Here is a 17,074-nt window from a genome sequence, read left to right as displayed (position 1 = left end):
TGACAATGAAATACGGCTATTTCGATAACGACAATCGCGAATACGTCATCACTCGCCCTGATGTACCAGCACCTTGGACAAACTACCTAGGTACTGAAAAGTTTTGTACCGTGATTTCGCACAATGCGGGCGGTTACTCGTTCTACAATTCTCCGGAATACAACCGTGTTACTAAGTTCCGTCCAAACGGCACCTTTGACCGTCCTGGACACTATGTGTACCTGCGTGATGATGAGACAGGTGATTACTGGTCTATCTCTTGGCAACCAGTGGCAAAGAGCCTAGATGAAGCGAACTACGAAGTTCGTCACGGCCTGTCATACTCAAAATTCAAATGTGAATACAGCGGCATTACCGCAACCAAGACGCTATTCGTACCTAAGGGTGAAGATGCAGAAGTTTGGGACGTTGTATTAAAGAACAACACTGACAAGCCACGTACTATCAGCACTTTCTCGTTTGTTGAGTTCTCTTTCAGCCATATTCAATCAGACAATCAAAACCATCAGATGTCTTTGTACTCTGCGGGCACGTCTTACCAAGAAGGTGTTCTGGAATACGACCTGTACTACAACACTAACGACTTTGAAGGCTTCTACTACCTAGCTTCAACTTTCTCACCAGACAGCTACGATGGCCAACGTGACAACTTCCTTGGTATGTACCGTGATGAAGCAAATCCAATTGCGGTTGAAAACGGTAAGTGTTCTAACAGCGCTCAAACTTGTTACAACCATTGTGGTTCTCTGCACAAGCAATTTACGATTCAACCCGGTGAAGAAGTTCGCTTTGCGTATGTACTCGGTATCGGTAAAGGCAACGGTGAACGCCTACGTGAGAAGTACCAAGACACAGCAAACGTAGACGCCGCTTTCCAAGGCATCAAAGATCACTGGGACGAGCGTTGCAACAAATTCCAAGTTAAGTCGCCAAACGAAGGCTTAGACACAATGATCAACACGTGGACGCTATACCAAGCGGAAACCTGTGTGGTTTGGTCACGCTTTGCATCATTCATCGAAGTTGGCGGTCGTACTGGTCTTGGTTACCGTGATACGGCTCAAGATGCTATTTCAGTACCCCATGCCAACCCACAAATGACCAAGAAACGTATTATCGACCTGCTTCGCGGCCAAGTGAAAGCGGGCTACGGTCTACACTTGTTCGATCCTGACTGGTTCGATCCAGAGAAAGCCGACGTTGAGCCATCAAAATCACCAACAGTTGTTCCAACACCGTCAGATGACGACAAGATCCACGGCATTGAAGACACATGTTCTGATGACCACCTATGGATCGTTCCGACCATTATCAAATACGTAATGGAAACCGGTGAGCACGACTTCTTCGATGAAGTGATTCCATACGCAGACGGTGGCGAGGCGACAGTTTATGAACACATGAAAGCGGCACTGAACTTCTCTGCTGAATACGTGGGTCAAACGGGTATCTGTAAAGGCCTTCGTGCTGACTGGAATGACTGTTTGAACCTAGGTGGTGGTGAATCTTCAATGGTTTCATTCCTACACTTCTGGGCGCTACAAGAATTCCTAGATCTTGCTAAGTTCCGTAATAACGATGCTGATGTTGCGAAATACACTGAAATGGCAGCTAACGTTCGCGAAGCGTGTGAAACGCACCTTTGGGATGACGAAGGCGGCTGGTACATCCGTGGTCTAACTAAAAATGGCGACAAGATCGGTACCGCTCAACAAGCTGAAGGTCGTGTACACCTTGAGTCAAACACGCTAGCCGTTCTATCTGGTGCTGTATCTCAAGAACGCGGTGAGAAAGCGATGGACGCAGTCGATGAGAACCTATTCTCTGAATACGGCCTACACCTAAACTCTCCATCATTTGCAACACCAAACGATGATATCGGCTTCGTAACTCGCGTTTACCAAGGCGTAAAAGAGAACGGCGCAATCTTCTCTCACCCTAACCCATGGGCCTGGGTGGCAGAAGCGAAGCTAGGCCGTGGTGACCGTGCGATGAAATTCTACGACGCACTAAACCCATACAACCAAAATGACATGATTGAAACACGCTACGCAGAACCATACTCGTACGTGCAGTTCATCATGGGTAAAGACCACCAAGACCACGGCCGTGCAAACCACCCATGGTTAACAGGCACCTCTGGTTGGGCTTACTTCGCGGTAACCAACTTCATTCTTGGTGTTCGTACAGGCTTTGAAGGCTTAACGGTTGATCCTTGTATCCCGACTGATTGGCCAGAATTCGAGGTTACTCGTCAATGGCGTGGCGCGACTTATAACATCACAGTGCAAAACCCGAATGCAGTAAGCAAAGGCGTTGCCTCTATCACTATCAATGGTGAATCAGTTGAAGGCGCTATCCCAGTACAAGCAGAAGGCAGCGTGAACGATGTTGTCGTTGTTCTAGGCTAGTCACGCAATTTAACGAACAGCTCTTGTCTCAAGTCTTTACAGGCTTGAGACAATGAGACTAAAAGGATTTTCTAATGATTAAATTTGGTACAGGTGGCTGGCGCGCTTTCATTGGTGAGGAGTTCACTAGAGAAAACGTCCGTTTGGTAGCGCAAGCACTCGCTAACATCATCAACAACGAAGATGCAGCCAAGAATGGGTTTGTGATCGGCTATGACCGTCGTTTCCTTTCCGATAAAGCCGCATGTTGGTTTGCAGAAGTACTTGCGGCGAACAACATCAAAGTAAGCTTCATCGATAAGTTTGTTCCAACACCTATCGTGATGTTCCAAGCAAAAGAGATGGGATGCACCTACTCGGCGTGTATTACCGCCTCTCACAACCCAGCCGATTACAATGGCATCAAGGTATTCATTGAAGGTGGCCGTGATGCTGATGAGATCATCACAGAGAAGATCGAACAGCAAATCGCAACACTGACCAACGAAGATATTATTCGTGTCGATTTCGAGCAAGCGTTGAATGACAAAGAGATCGAAATCATCAACCCGATGAACGCCTTTGTTGATTCCATCATTAATGCCATCGATATTGAATCGATTAAGAAAGCGAATCTACGCGTGCTGATCGACCCAATGTTTGGTGTGGCGAAAAACGCTCTGCAAACGGTTCTTATCAACGGTCGTTGTGATGTCGACGTAATCAACGATGGTAAAAACCCAGACTTCGGTGGCCTAATGCCTTCTCCTAGCGCAGCAACGCTCTATCGCTTGAAGCACTTAGTTGCAGCAGAAGGCTATGACATTGGTATTGGTACTGATGGCGATGCCGACCGTTTGGGAATCATCGATGAGAAAGGTCACTTCATTCACCCTAACGAAGTACTACTCCTACTTTACTACTACTTGCTGGAATACAAAGGTTGGAAGGGCTCTGTCGTTCGTAACATCGCAACCACACATCTACTGGATAAAGTCGCGGCAGATCATGGTGAGAAGAGCTTTGAGGTTCCTGTAGGCTTTAAGCATATCAGCTCACAAATGGAGGCCGATGACTCTCTGATTGGTGGCGAAAGTTCAGGTGGTTTAACCATTCGTGGTCACATCAAAGGTAAGGATGGCGTATTTGCTTCAAGCTTACTGGTTGAGATGATCAGTGTGACAGGCAAGAAGTTGTCTGAATTACTTGATGAGATTTACTCTAAATATGGCTATGCCTACACCGCAGAAGGCGATTGTAAGTTTAAACCTTCAGAGAAAGAAGCGCTTTACACTAAGATCTACGTCGAGAAGCAACTGCCTGAATTTGAATACGAAATTGAAAAAGTAAGCTATGAAGATGGTGCCAAGGTGTACTTCAAGAATGGCGGCTGGGTGATTGCTCGCTTCTCAGGAACAGAGCCGTTACTACGAATCTTCGCAGAAATGGAAGATAAAGACACTGCAGAACGTGTTCTTCAAAAAGTGAAAGACTTCCTCTCTCTATAGGCTTATAGAGTGCAGCAGTTTTGTATGGGACTTAACAAATCACTGCCTTGTTAAAGCCTATAAGTGAAGAACTCTTGCCCAGTACTTTGATTAAAGTGCTGGGCTTTTTTATCGCGATTCTTGTAACGATTAGTATCGCGTTATATCTCTTTAAAAAGCCAATACGCCTTTGGTATCGACTTTTACGTTGACCGGCATACCCACTTCAAGTGCTTCTGACGAGGTTGCTAATAACTTCTGACCATGCGCTTCGATTACATAACGACAGTGATCACCCATAAATTGCTGTTCTAGCACCGAAATAGCACTATCTTGCTCGTAACTTGCTTGGATATGCTGGGGCCTTAGCAGAAGCTCACATGTATTGCCGAACTCAATCTCCGTTTGCGGTTTGGCTTCAACCATACCCAAACTGGTTTCAAATTCATGCTCCGAAATACGCTGTGCATTGAGGTAGCTACCGCCACCCAAAAAGTCTGCAACAAACTTACTTGAAGGATGGAAATACAACTCAGATGCCGAACCATACTGCTCAATCACACCATGGTTCATTACTGCCATTTTATCTGCAAATGCGAACGCTTCTTCACGGCTGTGAGTTACGAAGATAGCTGTAACACCCTGCTTCTTAAAAATCTTGCGAATCTGAGAAATCAGCTCATGACGAACCTGAGTATCGATGTTTGAGAATGGTTCATCTAACAGTAGCAAGTCTGGCTTGTACGCCAAAGAACGAGCAATAGCGACACGCTGCTGTTGACCACCTGAAAGTTGATGTGGGTAGCGGTCACCGAACTCACCTAAGTGAACCAGCTCCAGCATCTCTTGAACTTTGTCTTTCTTTTGCTGCTCAGAAAGGTCTTTCAAGCCAAAGCCGACATTCTGGTTTACCGTCAGATGCGGAAACAGGGCGTAATCTTGGAAAATCATACCAATGTTACGCTGCTCTGGTGGCAACCAATTCTCGCCATCATCAATGGTTTGACAGTTCAAACTCATCACACCGCTACTTAATGGAAGTAAGCCTGCAATCGCCTTCAGTAAGGTCGTTTTACCGCAGCCACTCGCACCAAGAAGACAAACAATTTCACCATGCTCAACTTCTAACGAGAGCGCTTCCAAAATGGTTTGCGACTCATACTTACAAGTCAGATCTTTAATTGATAATGCACAACTCATTAGTTTTTCTGCTCCAAGGAACGGTTTACGATGATCAGAGGAATTAAACCCACCAACACCAATAATACAGCAGGCATCGCCGCCAATTCTAGGTGCTCATCTGAGGCATAGTTATAAACATAAGTCGCCAATGTCTCGAAGTTGAAAGGACGCAGCAGCAATGCCGCATTCAACTCTTTCATTGATTCGATAAACACCAGTAAGCCAGCGATCAATGCGCCACGTTTAATCAAAGGTAAATGAACACGACGTAACATCTGGTTGGTATTGCAGCCCATGGTTTTAGAAGCCATATCCAATGAAGGGGATACTTTGCTCAAGCTGCTTTCAATACTGCCAATTGCCACTGCTGAGAAACGTACGACCATGGCAAAGATTAGCGCGAACATGGAGCCAGAGAAGATCAAACCAGGTCGCCCCCACTCCATCACTTTCGCAATGTCATTGACCAAGTGATCCATGAACAAAACAGGTACCATCACCCCAATCGCTAACACGGTGCCTGGAACGGCATAGCCCATCGAAGCGAGACGCATATAAGCCTGATTTTTCTTACTCGGACTAACGCGTTGATTAAAGTTAACAATCATCGCGATAATCACGCCAATAATCGCAGCAGCTACCGAAACGTAAAGGCTGTTGATGGCATATTCTCTGAATTCAGGGGTCCAGCTTTGAGCAAAATATTTGTAGGCGTAAATAATGAGCTGGCCAAGAGGGAATAAGAACGCAACGCAAACTAATCCCCAGCACCAGAATAGTGCCAGCCATTTTTTCCAACCAGAAAGGTCGTAACGAAAATCTTCGCGGCTGCTGAACTGATTCTGGAATAGCTTCTGCTTACGGCGACTGTATCGCTCTGAGCTCAACAGTAGGATCACGATAACCAGCATGATTGCCGATATTTTCGCAGCTGCCGTTAAGCTTGAGTAGCCTAGCCAAGTATCATAAACCGCAGTCGTTAAAGTATTTACCGCAAAGTAACTCACGGTACCAAAGTCACCGATGGTCTCCATAGCAACAAGCGATAAACCGACCGCCATTGATGGACGAACAAGTGGTAAGGAGATACGACGGAAGCTTTCCCAAGGCGAGCATTTTAGCAAACGAGCAGATTGTAATAAGGAGACGTTTTGCTCCATAAATGCCGCGCGGCACAGCAAATAAACATAAGGATAGAGAACGAGAGACAGAACAATAATAGCGCCGGATAAGGTTCTAATATCCGGGAACCAATACTCACCGGGTCCCCACCCAGTAAGATCTCGCAGTAGAACCTGAACAGGGCCGGCAAAGTCGAACCAATCGGTAAAGATATAGCCAACAATATAGCCTGGCATTGCTAATGGCAGGACGAGTGCCCACTGCAAAACACGCTCTCCCGGAACACGGCACATTGCCATAACCCAAGCCGACGGAATACCAAAAACTAAAGACAGGAACATGGTTCCTATGACTAAAACCACCGTATTGTAGGCATAGGTAGGCATCACTGTGGACATCAGATGAGAAAATAGCTCATCTGTTTCTCCAACAGCCGTCGTAAAAATCGCTAAGATCGGTAAAACCAGTAATACAGCAATAATGCCGCTACTGGTGTTCCATAAATAATTCTTTTCTTTCATCGCCTAACTACAACGAGGCTTAATGAAACACAAATGCATTTGCAAATACATCTCATATCCTTTTAATGGTGGGGTTATTTATACCCATATACTCTAATGACTTCAAGGTGAGATGCTAATAACTCAAGGGATCAACGGGGTGCTTTGTATCAAAAAGTGATTTTCCAATAACAAACAACCCCAAGTAGCCAAAATGGCGACTTGAGGTTGTCATTTTACTTAGGCCGAAGCCTACCGTAATAAATTATAGATCGAACTTAACTTCGTCTAATAGCTTGATTGCAGCCGCGTGGTGGTTTGCAATTTCGTCTAGAGAAATAGTATCCGCTTTGAACTCGCCCCATGAAGCAACAAGCTCAGAAGGTTTAACGTCTGCTTTCACTGGGTATTCGTAGTTCACTTCTGCGTACATGCTTTGTGCTGTGTCACCAGATAGGAATTCCATCAGCTTAACGGCATTCTCTTCATTTGGAGAGTATTTAGCCATTGCCATACCAGAGATGTTTACGTGAGTACCTGTAGTCTCTTGGTTAGGGAAGTTAATGTAAACAGAGTCAGCCCAAGCTTTTTGCTCTTTATCATTAACCATCTTACCTAGGTAGTAGCTGTTACCAAGAGCAACATCACATAGACCTTCTTTAATCGCTTTAACTTGCGCGCGGTCGTTACCTTGAGGCTTACGTGCTAGGTTTGCTTTTACGCCTTCTAGCCATTCTTTCGTTTCAGCTTCACCTTTGTGAGCAATCATCGAAGATACTAGAGAAACATTGTATGGGTGCTTACCACTACGAGTACAGATTTTGCCTTTAAATTCAGGCTTAGTTAGATCTTCGTAAGTGAACTCTTCACCTAGACGACCAACACGGTCACGTGAAGAATAAACGCTACGTGTACGAGTTGTTAGAGCGAACCACTCGTTATCTGTATCTTGGTATTGAGCTGGGATGTTCTTTTCAAGTACATCGCTCTCTACAGATTGAACTAGACCTTGTTTAGTTAATTCAGATAGACGGCTGATATCTACAGTTAAGACAACGTCAGCTGGGCTGTATTCACCCTCTTGAGCTAACTTCTCTGCTAAACCTTTTTTAGCAAACTTAACGTTTACTTTAATACCAGTCTCTTTTGTGAACTCTTTGAACATTGGCTCAACAAGGAAAGGTTGACGGTAAGAGTATACGTTTACTTCTTCCGCAGCCATTGCTGTCGGAGCAATTACACCACACGCTAGAGCTGAAAGTGTTAGCAGTTTCTTCATTGTAAAATCCTTTATATCGAAATGATAATGTCTATCAGTTGCGTTATTATATTCATCATTAACATAATTACAATGACGACCAACAAAAAATCCGTCTACTCAGACCATTCAAACTCTCACTTTTGTAACAAACCATTTCAACTTTGTGTCTTGTCGTTCCCCTTAAACAATGAGCCTAACTTCAACGTTCGTGTTTATATATTGTGCAACCGTAAATACAACAAAGCCCCGCAACAAGAGTTGCGGGGCTTTCTTTGTCCAACCTAACCCATTCAGATTAGGCGACGACTGTTGATTATTTTACTGATACAAACTCAGGGTAAGCGCCGACACCACAATCGTGCATGTCCATACCTTCAAGTTCTTCATCTTCCGTTACTCGGATACCGATTGTTGCTTTAAGCACCGCCCATACTGCTAGGCTAGCACCGAATACCCATGCAAAGATGACTGCTGCACCCATTAGCTGAGCACCAAACGTTGCATCAGCGTTGCTTAGTGGCACAGCCATTAGACCGAAGAAACCACATACACCATGTACAGAGATAGCACCTACTGGATCATCAATCTTAGCTTTGTCTAGTGCGATGATGCTGAATACAACCAATGCACCAGATACCGAACCAATCGCTACAGCAAATAGAGGTGATGGTGATAGAGGGTCTGCAGTGATTGCTACTAGGCCAGCTAACGCACCGTTAAGAATCATTGTTAGGTCTGCTTTACCCCAAGTTGTTTTACATACTAGTAGTGCTGCAATTGCGCCTGCTGCTGCTGCTGCGTTGGTGTTAAGGAAGATTTGACCTACTGCTGTTGCGTTCTCAAAATCCGAAACCATCAGTTGAGAACCGCCGTTGAAACCGAACCAACCGAACCAAAGGATAAATGTACCTAGCGTTGCAAGTGGCATGTTTGAACCAGGAATCGGGTAGATTTCACCGTTCTTACCGTATTTACCTTTACGAGCACCGAGTAGTAGAACACCAGCTAACGCTGCTGCTGCACCAGCCATGTGTACGATACCTGAACCTGCGAAGTCACTGAAACCCGCTTCTGATAGGAAACCACCGCCCCAAGTCCAATAACCTTCAACAGGGTAAATGAACGCTGTTAGTACTACAGAGAAGATTAGGAATGACCAAAGCTTCATACGCTCAGCAACCGCACCAGATACTACAGACATTGCTGTTGCAACGAATACTACCTGGAAGAAGAAGTCTGATTCTAGAGAGTGATCTGCGCCTTCACCTTGTGTACCAATTAGAGTACCAAATGATGGCAACCAACCGCCTTCACCGTTGTCGACATACATGATGTTGTAACCAACCACTAAGAAAGCTGTACAAGCAATTGCGTACAAACAGATGTTCTTAGTTAAAATTTCTGTGGTGTTCTTTGAACGAACTAGGCCAGCTTCTAACATCGCGAAGCCTGCTGCCATCCACATTACCAACGCACCTGAAATGAGGAAGAAAAAAGTGTCTAGTGCGTAACGTAGTTCCGTTACTGTTGTTGTAAGTTCCATATTAAAGTCTCCAGTCCTTGTAATTCTTTAAAGTGCTTCAGCATCCATTTCACCAGTACGAATTCGTACGGCTTGGCTTAGGTCATACACAAAAATTTTGCCGTCGCCGATTTTTCCGGTGTGTGCCGCTTGGCTAATCGCTTCAACAACTCGGTCAACATTCTCAGCTTGGGTAGCAATCTCTAGCTTCACCTTTGGTAGGAAATCCACTTGGTACTCTGCACCACGATACAATTCAGTGTGTCCCTTCTGACGACCAAAGCCTTTCACTTCAGAAACAGTCATACCTTCAATACCCACATCAGAGAGCGCTTCGCGTACATCGTCTAATTTGAATGGCTTAACAATGGCATTTATTAATTTCATATTCGTTCCTTAAATTCTTACTTAATCCGTTAATTCTCTTATTACAATCCAAGTAGCGTGCCAAAAATTTAAGTGCTTGATTTTAAATAAGATGAAGATAATAAGGTCGTAATAACGAAAAAGGCCGCACCAACATGGTGCAGCCTTTTCACTATCTTAATGCGCGATGCTCTTATTGCTCCAGTTTTGGGCAACGGAGCCTTCAAAGCTCTGAATGACTAACAAATAGGTCTTAGGACTAGTAACCTAAAAAATCCATCCAGCGTTCGATGAGCAGTTCGAAATCGTCGATTCCACAGCTTGCTTGGCTTTCACAGTTATAGAAGTCGAACTCACTGCCCTCTTCCATCTCTTGCTCATGCGCTAACACGTTTTCTTGAATCGTTACTTCGTCTTCATTAATCGCAAGGCTAATCTCTTTGCCAAGCAACGTCACTTCATTGCTCAAGTCCTGTCGAGATTGCTCAATCAACGCCATCACATGATCTAATTTTTGCTTATCTTTACCGATCTCTTCTTGAAGCCAACGGCCAACAATCTCATGGCCCATGCTGCATTTCACATAGTATTCACCCATTAGAGTGTTTCTAGTAAATTCAAACTCCATAACTCAACCTATACTGCATTAATACTCAAGCGATACTATTTCTGAGTATACCATTGTCTTGTCAGAAACGAGCGTATTGACGAATTTATCGTTACGATCCAACCTACACAGTCAATGAAGAGGAGGGCTCTATGCAGTTGAACGAAATGATTGCCAAACAAATTGTCGAACGAACCATGAAGATCATCCCACACTCGATTAATGTGATGGATAATAAAGGTCGCATTATTGGATCCAGTGATCCTACTCGCTTATACCAAAAACATGAAGGAGCGGTACTTGCCATCACCGAATCACGAGTCGTTAATATTGACGAAGCCACTGCCGAACACCTAAAAGGGGTTAAGCCTGGAGTTAATTTACCGATTCTATTTCAGGATAATGTCATTGGGGCGATTGGGGTTTCTGGGACACTGCAGCAAGTTCATCATTTTGGTGAGCTGGTGAAGATGACCGCTGAGCTTATTGTTGAACAAGCTGTACTTATGTCTCAAGTAGAATGGAATAAGAGGCATCGTGAAGAATTGGTATTGCAATTAATCCGAGGTAGCACGCTTAATGACATGCAACTGCAATCCATCGCACAGCGTCTGGATCTCGACCTTGCACAACCGCGGATTGCCGCCATCGTCAAGGTGTTACCGATAGGAGACACTGCGCCTTCATTGGAAAACTTACAGCAATTAGTACATTTACTTGAATATCCCGAGCGCGATAATTTAGTCGGTATCTTGTCTGTTTCACAAAACGAAGTGGTGGTACTCAAGCCTATAACCCTGATAGGGAACAGCTGGTCCAAGGATGCAGAAACCAAGCGCGTGAAATTGCTACTCAAAAGAATAAAGAAAGAAGCTAAGTTTCAAATCAAGATTGCGCTTGGGGATTACTTTACCGGACTTTCTGGTTTAGCACGCTCATATGATACCGCTGAGCTCACTATGCGCAGTGTCGGTAACCGCCCCGGAGACATGTTTTTCTATCAAGACTATCGACTGCCGGCCATTATGAGTAGCCTGTTACAAGATCCATGGATTCGTGAGCAACTGGAGCAGTCTTACCTACATCTTCAACAACAGGACAGTAAAGGGATACTGATCAAAACTTTGAAGACATATTTAAAGCAGAACTGTGATTCAGCTCTCACCTGTAACGAACTACATATCCATCGCAATACGCTACGCTATCGAACAGACAAGATAAACCAAATAACATCATTAAATATCAACAATATAGACGATCTATTTCAACTCTACATTGCAATAAATCTATTCCACTGGTCGAGCTAAAAAATGTGCAACTGCACAATTTAAAAGGACCGATTTGAGCACTTATTTGTAGAGAATGACAAAGACTTACCAACCCTATATCTTTATATTTGCCGAAAATGACACATCGTTATCTGGGAAATAGAACATGATTGAAGTTTCAACTCTTGGCGCACTTTCAGCATTGATTGTTGCTATCGCGCTCATTCTTAAAAAAGTGCCACCCACCTACGGCATGATCATCGGTGCTTTGGTTGGCGGCGTGGTTGGCGGCGTTTCTCTCACCGAAACCGTTGAGTTAATGATAGGTGGTGCCCAAGGGATCGTCACTTCAGTGATGCGAATTCTCGCCGCTGGTGTGTTGGCCGGCGTACTAATTGAATCAGGGGCGGCTACCTCGATTGCAGAATCCATCATCAAAAAAGTAGGCGAAACTCGCGCCTTACTTGCTCTTGCCATTGCGACCATGATTTTAACCGCTGTTGGCGTTTTCGTTGATGTGGCCGTTATCACGGTTTCTCCTATTGCACTGGCTATTGCTCGCCGCGCAGACCTTTCTAAAACCGCGATCCTTTTGGCGATGGTGGGCGGCGGTAAAGCAGGTAATGTCATGTCGCCTAACCCAAATGCCATTGCGGCGGCTGATGCGTTCAATGTTCCGTTAACCTCTGTGATGGCTGCAGGCGTGATTCCGGGTCTATTTGGGCTGCTTTTCGCCTACTTCTTGGCAAAGCGCCTCGTCAATAAAGGTTCAAAAGTAGCGGAAAGTGAAGTGGTCAAAGCGGATCAAAGTTCACTGCCAAGCTTTTCTTCTTCAATCGTTGCACCGTTAGTGGCTATTGCCCTACTCGCGCTGCGACCACTCGCTGATATCAATGTTGATCCTCTAATTGCATTACCCTTGGGTGGATTGCTGGGTGCACTGGCTATGGGTCGCTTCAAACAAGCCAATAGCTTTGCGGTTTCAGGCTTGTCACGTATGGCACCGGTTGCTGTAATGCTACTGGGCACAGGAACCATTGCAGGCATCATTGCTAACTCAGGACTAAAAGCTGATCTGATTGAAGTGCTGACGATGTCTGGGCTGCCTTCTTACTTACTTGCTCCGTTTTCTGGCGCACTGATGGCACTATCAACCGCATCGACAACTGCCGGAACAGTAGTGGCATCGAATGTATTTGCCAGCACCATTCTTGAGCTAGGTGTTCCAGCTCTCGCAGGCGCTGCAATGATCCACTCTGGTGCGACAGTACTTGACCATATGCCACATGGTAGCTTCTTCCATGCCACGGGTGGTGCGGTACATATGAGTATTCATGAACGTCTAAAACTCATCCCTTATGAGTCAGCGGTCGGTCTTGTTATCGCCTTCGTCTCAGTAATGATCTTCGGTGTATTTGGTCTGTTTGTTTAAGTTTAAAGGTATCAAAATGAAAATTGTAATTGCTCCTGACTCATATAAAGAAAGCCTATCAGCAATGGGCGTTGCTCAAGCGATTGAAGATGGCTTTAAACAGCTAATACCAAACGCCGAATACGTAAAATTACCAATGGCTGATGGTGGTGAAGGCACAGTACAATCTCTGGTGGATGCGACCAATGGCTCTATCATCCAACATCCAGTGATTGGTCCATTAGGTGAAATTGTCGAAGGCTTCTACGGTATGTTCGGTGACGGTAAAACTGCCATTATTGAAATGGCGGCCGCTTCCGGCCTAGATTTAGTCTCTCCAGAACAACGTAATCCACTAAAAACCACTACCTATGGTACGGGTGAGTTGATCAAAGCCGTATTAGATAAAGGTGTTGAGCATATTATTATTGGCATTGGTGGTAGTGCGACCAATGATGGTGGCTTAGGAATGGCTCAAGCGCTAGGCATTCGTATGCTAGATGCAGAGGGTCACGAGCTGGTGTTTGGTGGTGGTGAACTGTCAAAACTGACAACCATTGATCTCACCAACCTCGACCCACGCCTACAAAACGTACGCTTAGAGGTCGCTTGTGATGTCGATAATCCATTATGCGGACCAAAAGGGGCATCACAGGTATTCGGTCCGCAAAAAGGCGCAACACCAGAAATGGTTGAGCTGTTAGATGCTAACCTTGCTCATTATGCCAGTATCATGAAAAACCAGTTAGGCGTCGATGTCATTGATCTCCCTGGTGCTGGCGCGGCAGGCGGTCTAGGCGCGGCACTTGTTGGCCTGTTAAATGCGGAGCTTCGCCCTGGTATTAACATCGTAATGGACGCCGTCAATTTAGATGAAATAGTCTCAGATGCTGATCTTGTGATTACAGGAGAGGGGCGCATTGATAGCCAAACCATTCATGGCAAAACACCGATTGGTGTCGCTCGCACAGCCAAAAAACATAAACTGCCTGTCATCGGTATTGCCGGCTGTCTAGCCAGTGATTGTGGTGTGGTTCATGAGCATGGTATCGACGCGGTATTTGCGGTAGTGAACCGTTCAGTAGACTTGCCGACAGCTTTGGCTGAAGCGGCTGAAAATATTGAACTTACTGCTCGCAATGTTGCAGCAATGTATACGATTAAGCACTAATCGAGCTCTCTGTAAGCTAAAAGCAATTTTCGCTGTATGCTAAAAGCAATTAAGGCCGCTATTCACAGCGGCCTTAATTATATTTACAACAAAATCAGACGTTACGCAGGCTCTTGGAAGATAACCGTGTCTGCTTTTTCCGTGTACTGACCCATTTTATGGAAGTTCAGGTAACGGTATGTATCAGCAGCGGTTGCATTAATCTTCTCAGCGTACTCTAAGTACTCTTCTTTCGTTGGGATGCGACCTAGAATCGCGCCAACAGCAGAAAGCTCAGCAGAAGCCAGATAAACGTTCGCGCCATTACCTAAGCGGTTCGGGAAATTACGCGTTGACGTCGACATAACCGTCGAAGCATCAGCAACACGAGCTTGGTTACCCATACATAGTGAACAGCCAGGAGTTTCGATACGTACCCCAGCACGACCGAAGATGCCGTAGTAGCCTTCTTCTGTCAGTTGGTCTTTATCCATCTTCGTTGGCGGAGCCACCCATAGGCGAGTATTTAGCGAACCGTTAAACTCTTCTAGCATCTTACCTGCAGCACGGAAGTGACCGATGTTCGTCATACAAGAACCGATGAACACTTCTTGAATCTCAGTACCTTGAACGTCCGAAAGAAGACGAGCATCATCTGGATCGTTTGGTGCACATAGGATTGGTTGATCGATGTCAGCAAGATCAATCTCGATAACGTGCGCGTATTCCGCATCTGAATCAGCAGATAGCAACTCAGGGTTCTCTAGCCACTCTTCCATTGCTGTAATACGACGCTCAATCGTACGAACATCACCGTAACCTTCAGCGATCATCCACTTCAGCATCACTATGTTCGAGTTCAAGTACTCAGAGATAGACTCTTCAGAAAGCTTAACGGTACAACCTGCAGCAGAACGCTCAGCAGATGCATCAGAAAGCTCAAATGCTTGCTCAACAGATAAGTGCTCAACACCTTCAATTTCTAGTACACGACCAGAGAATTCGTTGATCTTACCGGCTTTCTCTACCGTTAGTAGGCCTTGCTTGATGCCGTAAAGAGGAATGGCATGTACTAGGTCACGTAGCGTGATACCCGGTTGCATTTCACCTTTAAAGCGAACCAAGATAGATTCAGGCATATCAAGAGGCATAACGCCTGTTGCTGCAGCAAATGCTACCAAGCCAGAACCCGCAGGGAATGAAATACCTAGAGGGAAACGAGTATGCGAGTCACCACCTGTACCTACAGTATCAGGAAGAAGCATACGGTTTAGCCATGAGTGGATAACGCCATCACCCGGACGAAGTGAAACACCCGCACGATTCATGATGAAATCAGGTAGCGTATGGTGAGTGTTTACATCGACTGGTTTAGGGTATGCCGATGTGTGACAGAAAGACTGCATTACAAGGTCTGCAGAGAAACCAAGACACGCCAGATCTTTAAGCTCATCACGAGTCATAGGACCGGTCGTATCTTGAGAACCGACTGTCGTCATTTTAGGTTCACAGTACTGACCAGCACGAACACCTTCAACGCCACATGCTTTACCAACCATCTTCTGAGCTAGCGTGTAGCCTTTATCAGATGCAGATGGATCGATTGGTTTAGCAAACAGATCCGTTTCAGCTAGACCTAGAGCGTCACGAGCACGACCCGTTAGACCACGACCGATGATCAGTGGAATACGGCCACCAGCACGCACTTCATCAAGAAGTACTTTGCTTAGCTCAAAGTTTGAAATCACAGAACCGTTCTTGTGAACAACACCTTCGTACGGGTAGATATCAATGATATCGCCCATGTTCATGTCTTGTACGTTCAGTTCAATGGGTAGTGCGCCTGAATCTTCCATTGTGTTGTAGAAGATTGGTGCAATTTTACCACCAAGACAAACACCGCCAGTACGCTTGTTTGGTACGAATGGGATATCTTCACCCATGAACCAAAGTACTGAGTTTGTTGCCGATTTACGTGAAGAACCTGTACCAACAACATCACCAACGTAAGCCAGTGGAATGCCATCTTTTTGCATTTCTTCAATTTGTTTGATTGGACCAACGCTACCCTGTTCATCAGGAGTAATGCCATCACGTTCCATCTTCAGCATCGCTTTCGCGTGTACTGGGATGTCAGGACGTGACCATGCATCAGGCGCTGGAGATAGGTCATCGGTGTTCGTTTCACCAGTGACTTTAAATACTTTTACTGTGATTTTTTCTGCTACTTTATCTTTCGCTGTAAACCATTCAGCATCAGCCCAAGATTGAAGTACTTGTTGTGCAGCAGCATTGCCAGCTTTCGCTTTCTCTTCTACGTCATAGAACGCATCGAACATCAGTAGAGTATGAGATAGCGCTTTAACAGCGATTGGAGCAAGCTCAGCATCGTCTAGTAGAGATACTAGAGATTCGATGTTGTAACCGCCTTGCATGGTACCAAGCAGTTCTGCAGCTTTTGCTTTACTTACTAGTGGCGAAGCTACTTCACCTTTAGTGATAGCCGTAAGGAAGCCAGCTTTTACGTAAGCAGCTTCATCTACACCCGGTGGAATGCGATTTTCTAGTAGGTCAAGAATGATTTCTTCTTCACCTTGAGGTGGATTCTTCAGAAGTTCAACTAGGCCAGCTACCTGCTCAGCATCTAGTGGTTTTGGAACAACTCCTTCGGCAGCACGTTCTTCGACGTGTTTACGGTAGGCTTCAAGCACGACTTTTTTCCTCTCATTGCGGTTCACTTCTTCCCTTCATAATTGTTAGTAAAATAAAGAAGTGAACATCCTTGGAAACTTGGCTCTCCATTGCCAT

12 protein-coding genes are annotated in these 17,074 nt (G+C 45.3%); 5 read left to right on the top strand and 7 right to left on the bottom strand.

Features of this window, described 5'->3' with window-relative positions; all coding sequences use genetic code 11:
- Positions 1 to 5 precede the first annotated feature (5 nt).
- Positions 6 to 2,411, top strand: coding sequence for a GH36-type glycosyl hydrolase domain-containing protein (locus tag AB4185_RS00770; protein WP_017066806.1), 2,406 nt, complete (start codon positions 6 to 8; stop codon positions 2,409 to 2,411).
- Between the two features lie 74 nt (positions 2,412 to 2,485).
- Complete coding sequence (locus tag AB4185_RS00765; protein WP_371724358.1) at positions 2,486 to 3,898, top strand: phosphoglucomutase/phosphomannomutase family protein; 1,413 nt, start codon at positions 2,486 to 2,488, stop codon at positions 3,896 to 3,898.
- Between the two features lie 150 nt (positions 3,899 to 4,048).
- On the opposite strand, the gene AB4185_RS00760 is transcribed toward AB4185_RS00765, so the two are convergent.
- The 6 genes from AB4185_RS00760 to AB4185_RS00735 all read right to left on the bottom strand — a co-directional run bounded on the left by AB4185_RS00760 (position 4,049) and on the right by AB4185_RS00735 (position 10,458).
- On the bottom strand, positions 4,049 to 5,077 hold the full coding sequence (locus tag AB4185_RS00760; protein ID WP_065584918.1) for an ABC transporter ATP-binding protein: 1,029 nt from the start codon (positions 5,075 to 5,077) through the stop codon (positions 4,049 to 4,051).
- Positions 5,077 to 6,702 (bottom strand): iron ABC transporter permease, encoded by a 1,626-nt coding sequence (locus tag AB4185_RS00755; RefSeq protein WP_017059418.1) that lies wholly within the window; start codon positions 6,700 to 6,702, stop codon positions 5,077 to 5,079. The genes AB4185_RS00760 and AB4185_RS00755 overlap by 1 nt, the downstream gene beginning before the upstream one ends.
- Before the next feature lie 244 nt (positions 6,703 to 6,946).
- The gene (locus AB4185_RS00750) at positions 6,947 to 7,960 is read right to left on the bottom strand and encodes a Fe(3+) ABC transporter substrate-binding protein (protein WP_017059419.1); all 1,014 of its coding nucleotides are present in this window, start codon (positions 7,958 to 7,960) and stop codon (positions 6,947 to 6,949) included.
- 295 nt (positions 7,961 to 8,255) lie between these two features.
- On the bottom strand, positions 8,256 to 9,485 hold the full coding sequence (locus AB4185_RS00745; protein WP_017059420.1) for an ammonium transporter: 1,230 nt from the start codon (positions 9,483 to 9,485) through the stop codon (positions 8,256 to 8,258).
- Between the two features lie 27 nt (positions 9,486 to 9,512).
- The gene (gene glnK / locus AB4185_RS00740) at positions 9,513 to 9,851 is read right to left on the bottom strand and encodes a P-II family nitrogen regulator (RefSeq protein WP_004738200.1); all 339 of its coding nucleotides are present in this window, start codon (positions 9,849 to 9,851) and stop codon (positions 9,513 to 9,515) included.
- 238 nt (positions 9,852 to 10,089) lie between these two features.
- A complete protein-coding gene (locus tag AB4185_RS00735; RefSeq protein ID WP_019824378.1) occupies positions 10,090 to 10,458 on the bottom strand; it encodes a YacL family protein in 369 nt (122 codons plus the stop codon).
- Positions 10,459 to 10,589: 131 nt separating this feature from the next.
- Here AB4185_RS00735 and AB4185_RS00730 point away from each other — a divergent pair, with 131 nt between their 5' ends.
- The 3 genes from AB4185_RS00730 to AB4185_RS00720 all read left to right on the top strand — a co-directional run bounded on the left by AB4185_RS00730 (position 10,590) and on the right by AB4185_RS00720 (position 14,287).
- Positions 10,590 to 11,744: a sugar diacid recognition domain-containing protein gene (locus AB4185_RS00730; RefSeq protein WP_371724361.1), complete on the top strand. Its 1,155-nt coding sequence runs from the start codon at positions 10,590 to 10,592 to the stop codon at positions 11,742 to 11,744.
- A 127-nt stretch (positions 11,745 to 11,871) separates the two neighbouring features.
- Positions 11,872 to 13,137, top strand: a complete 1,266-nt coding sequence (locus AB4185_RS00725) for a GntP family permease (RefSeq protein WP_017059423.1) — start codon at positions 11,872 to 11,874, stop codon at positions 13,135 to 13,137.
- 16 nt (positions 13,138 to 13,153) lie between these two features.
- Entirely contained in the window at positions 13,154 to 14,287 is a 1,134-nt protein-coding gene (locus tag AB4185_RS00720; RefSeq protein ID WP_017059424.1) for a glycerate kinase, read from the top strand.
- A gap of 101 nt (positions 14,288 to 14,388) precedes the next feature.
- Here the strand turns inward: AB4185_RS00720 and acnB are convergent, their stop codons facing one another.
- Positions 14,389 to 16,977: a bifunctional aconitate hydratase 2/2-methylisocitrate dehydratase gene (gene acnB / locus AB4185_RS00715; protein ID WP_017072021.1), complete on the bottom strand. Its 2,589-nt coding sequence runs from the start codon at positions 16,975 to 16,977 to the stop codon at positions 14,389 to 14,391.
- Between the last annotated feature and the right edge of the window lie 97 nt (positions 16,978 to 17,074).

The sequence above is a fragment of the Vibrio sp. 10N.286.48.F5 genome (assembly GCF_041469785.1).
Classification (GTDB): Bacteria; Pseudomonadota; Gammaproteobacteria; order Enterobacterales; family Vibrionaceae; genus Vibrio; species Vibrio crassostreae_C.
Note: the sequence above shows the minus strand (reverse complement) of the source record. Positions and strands in the feature narration are given on the sequence as shown.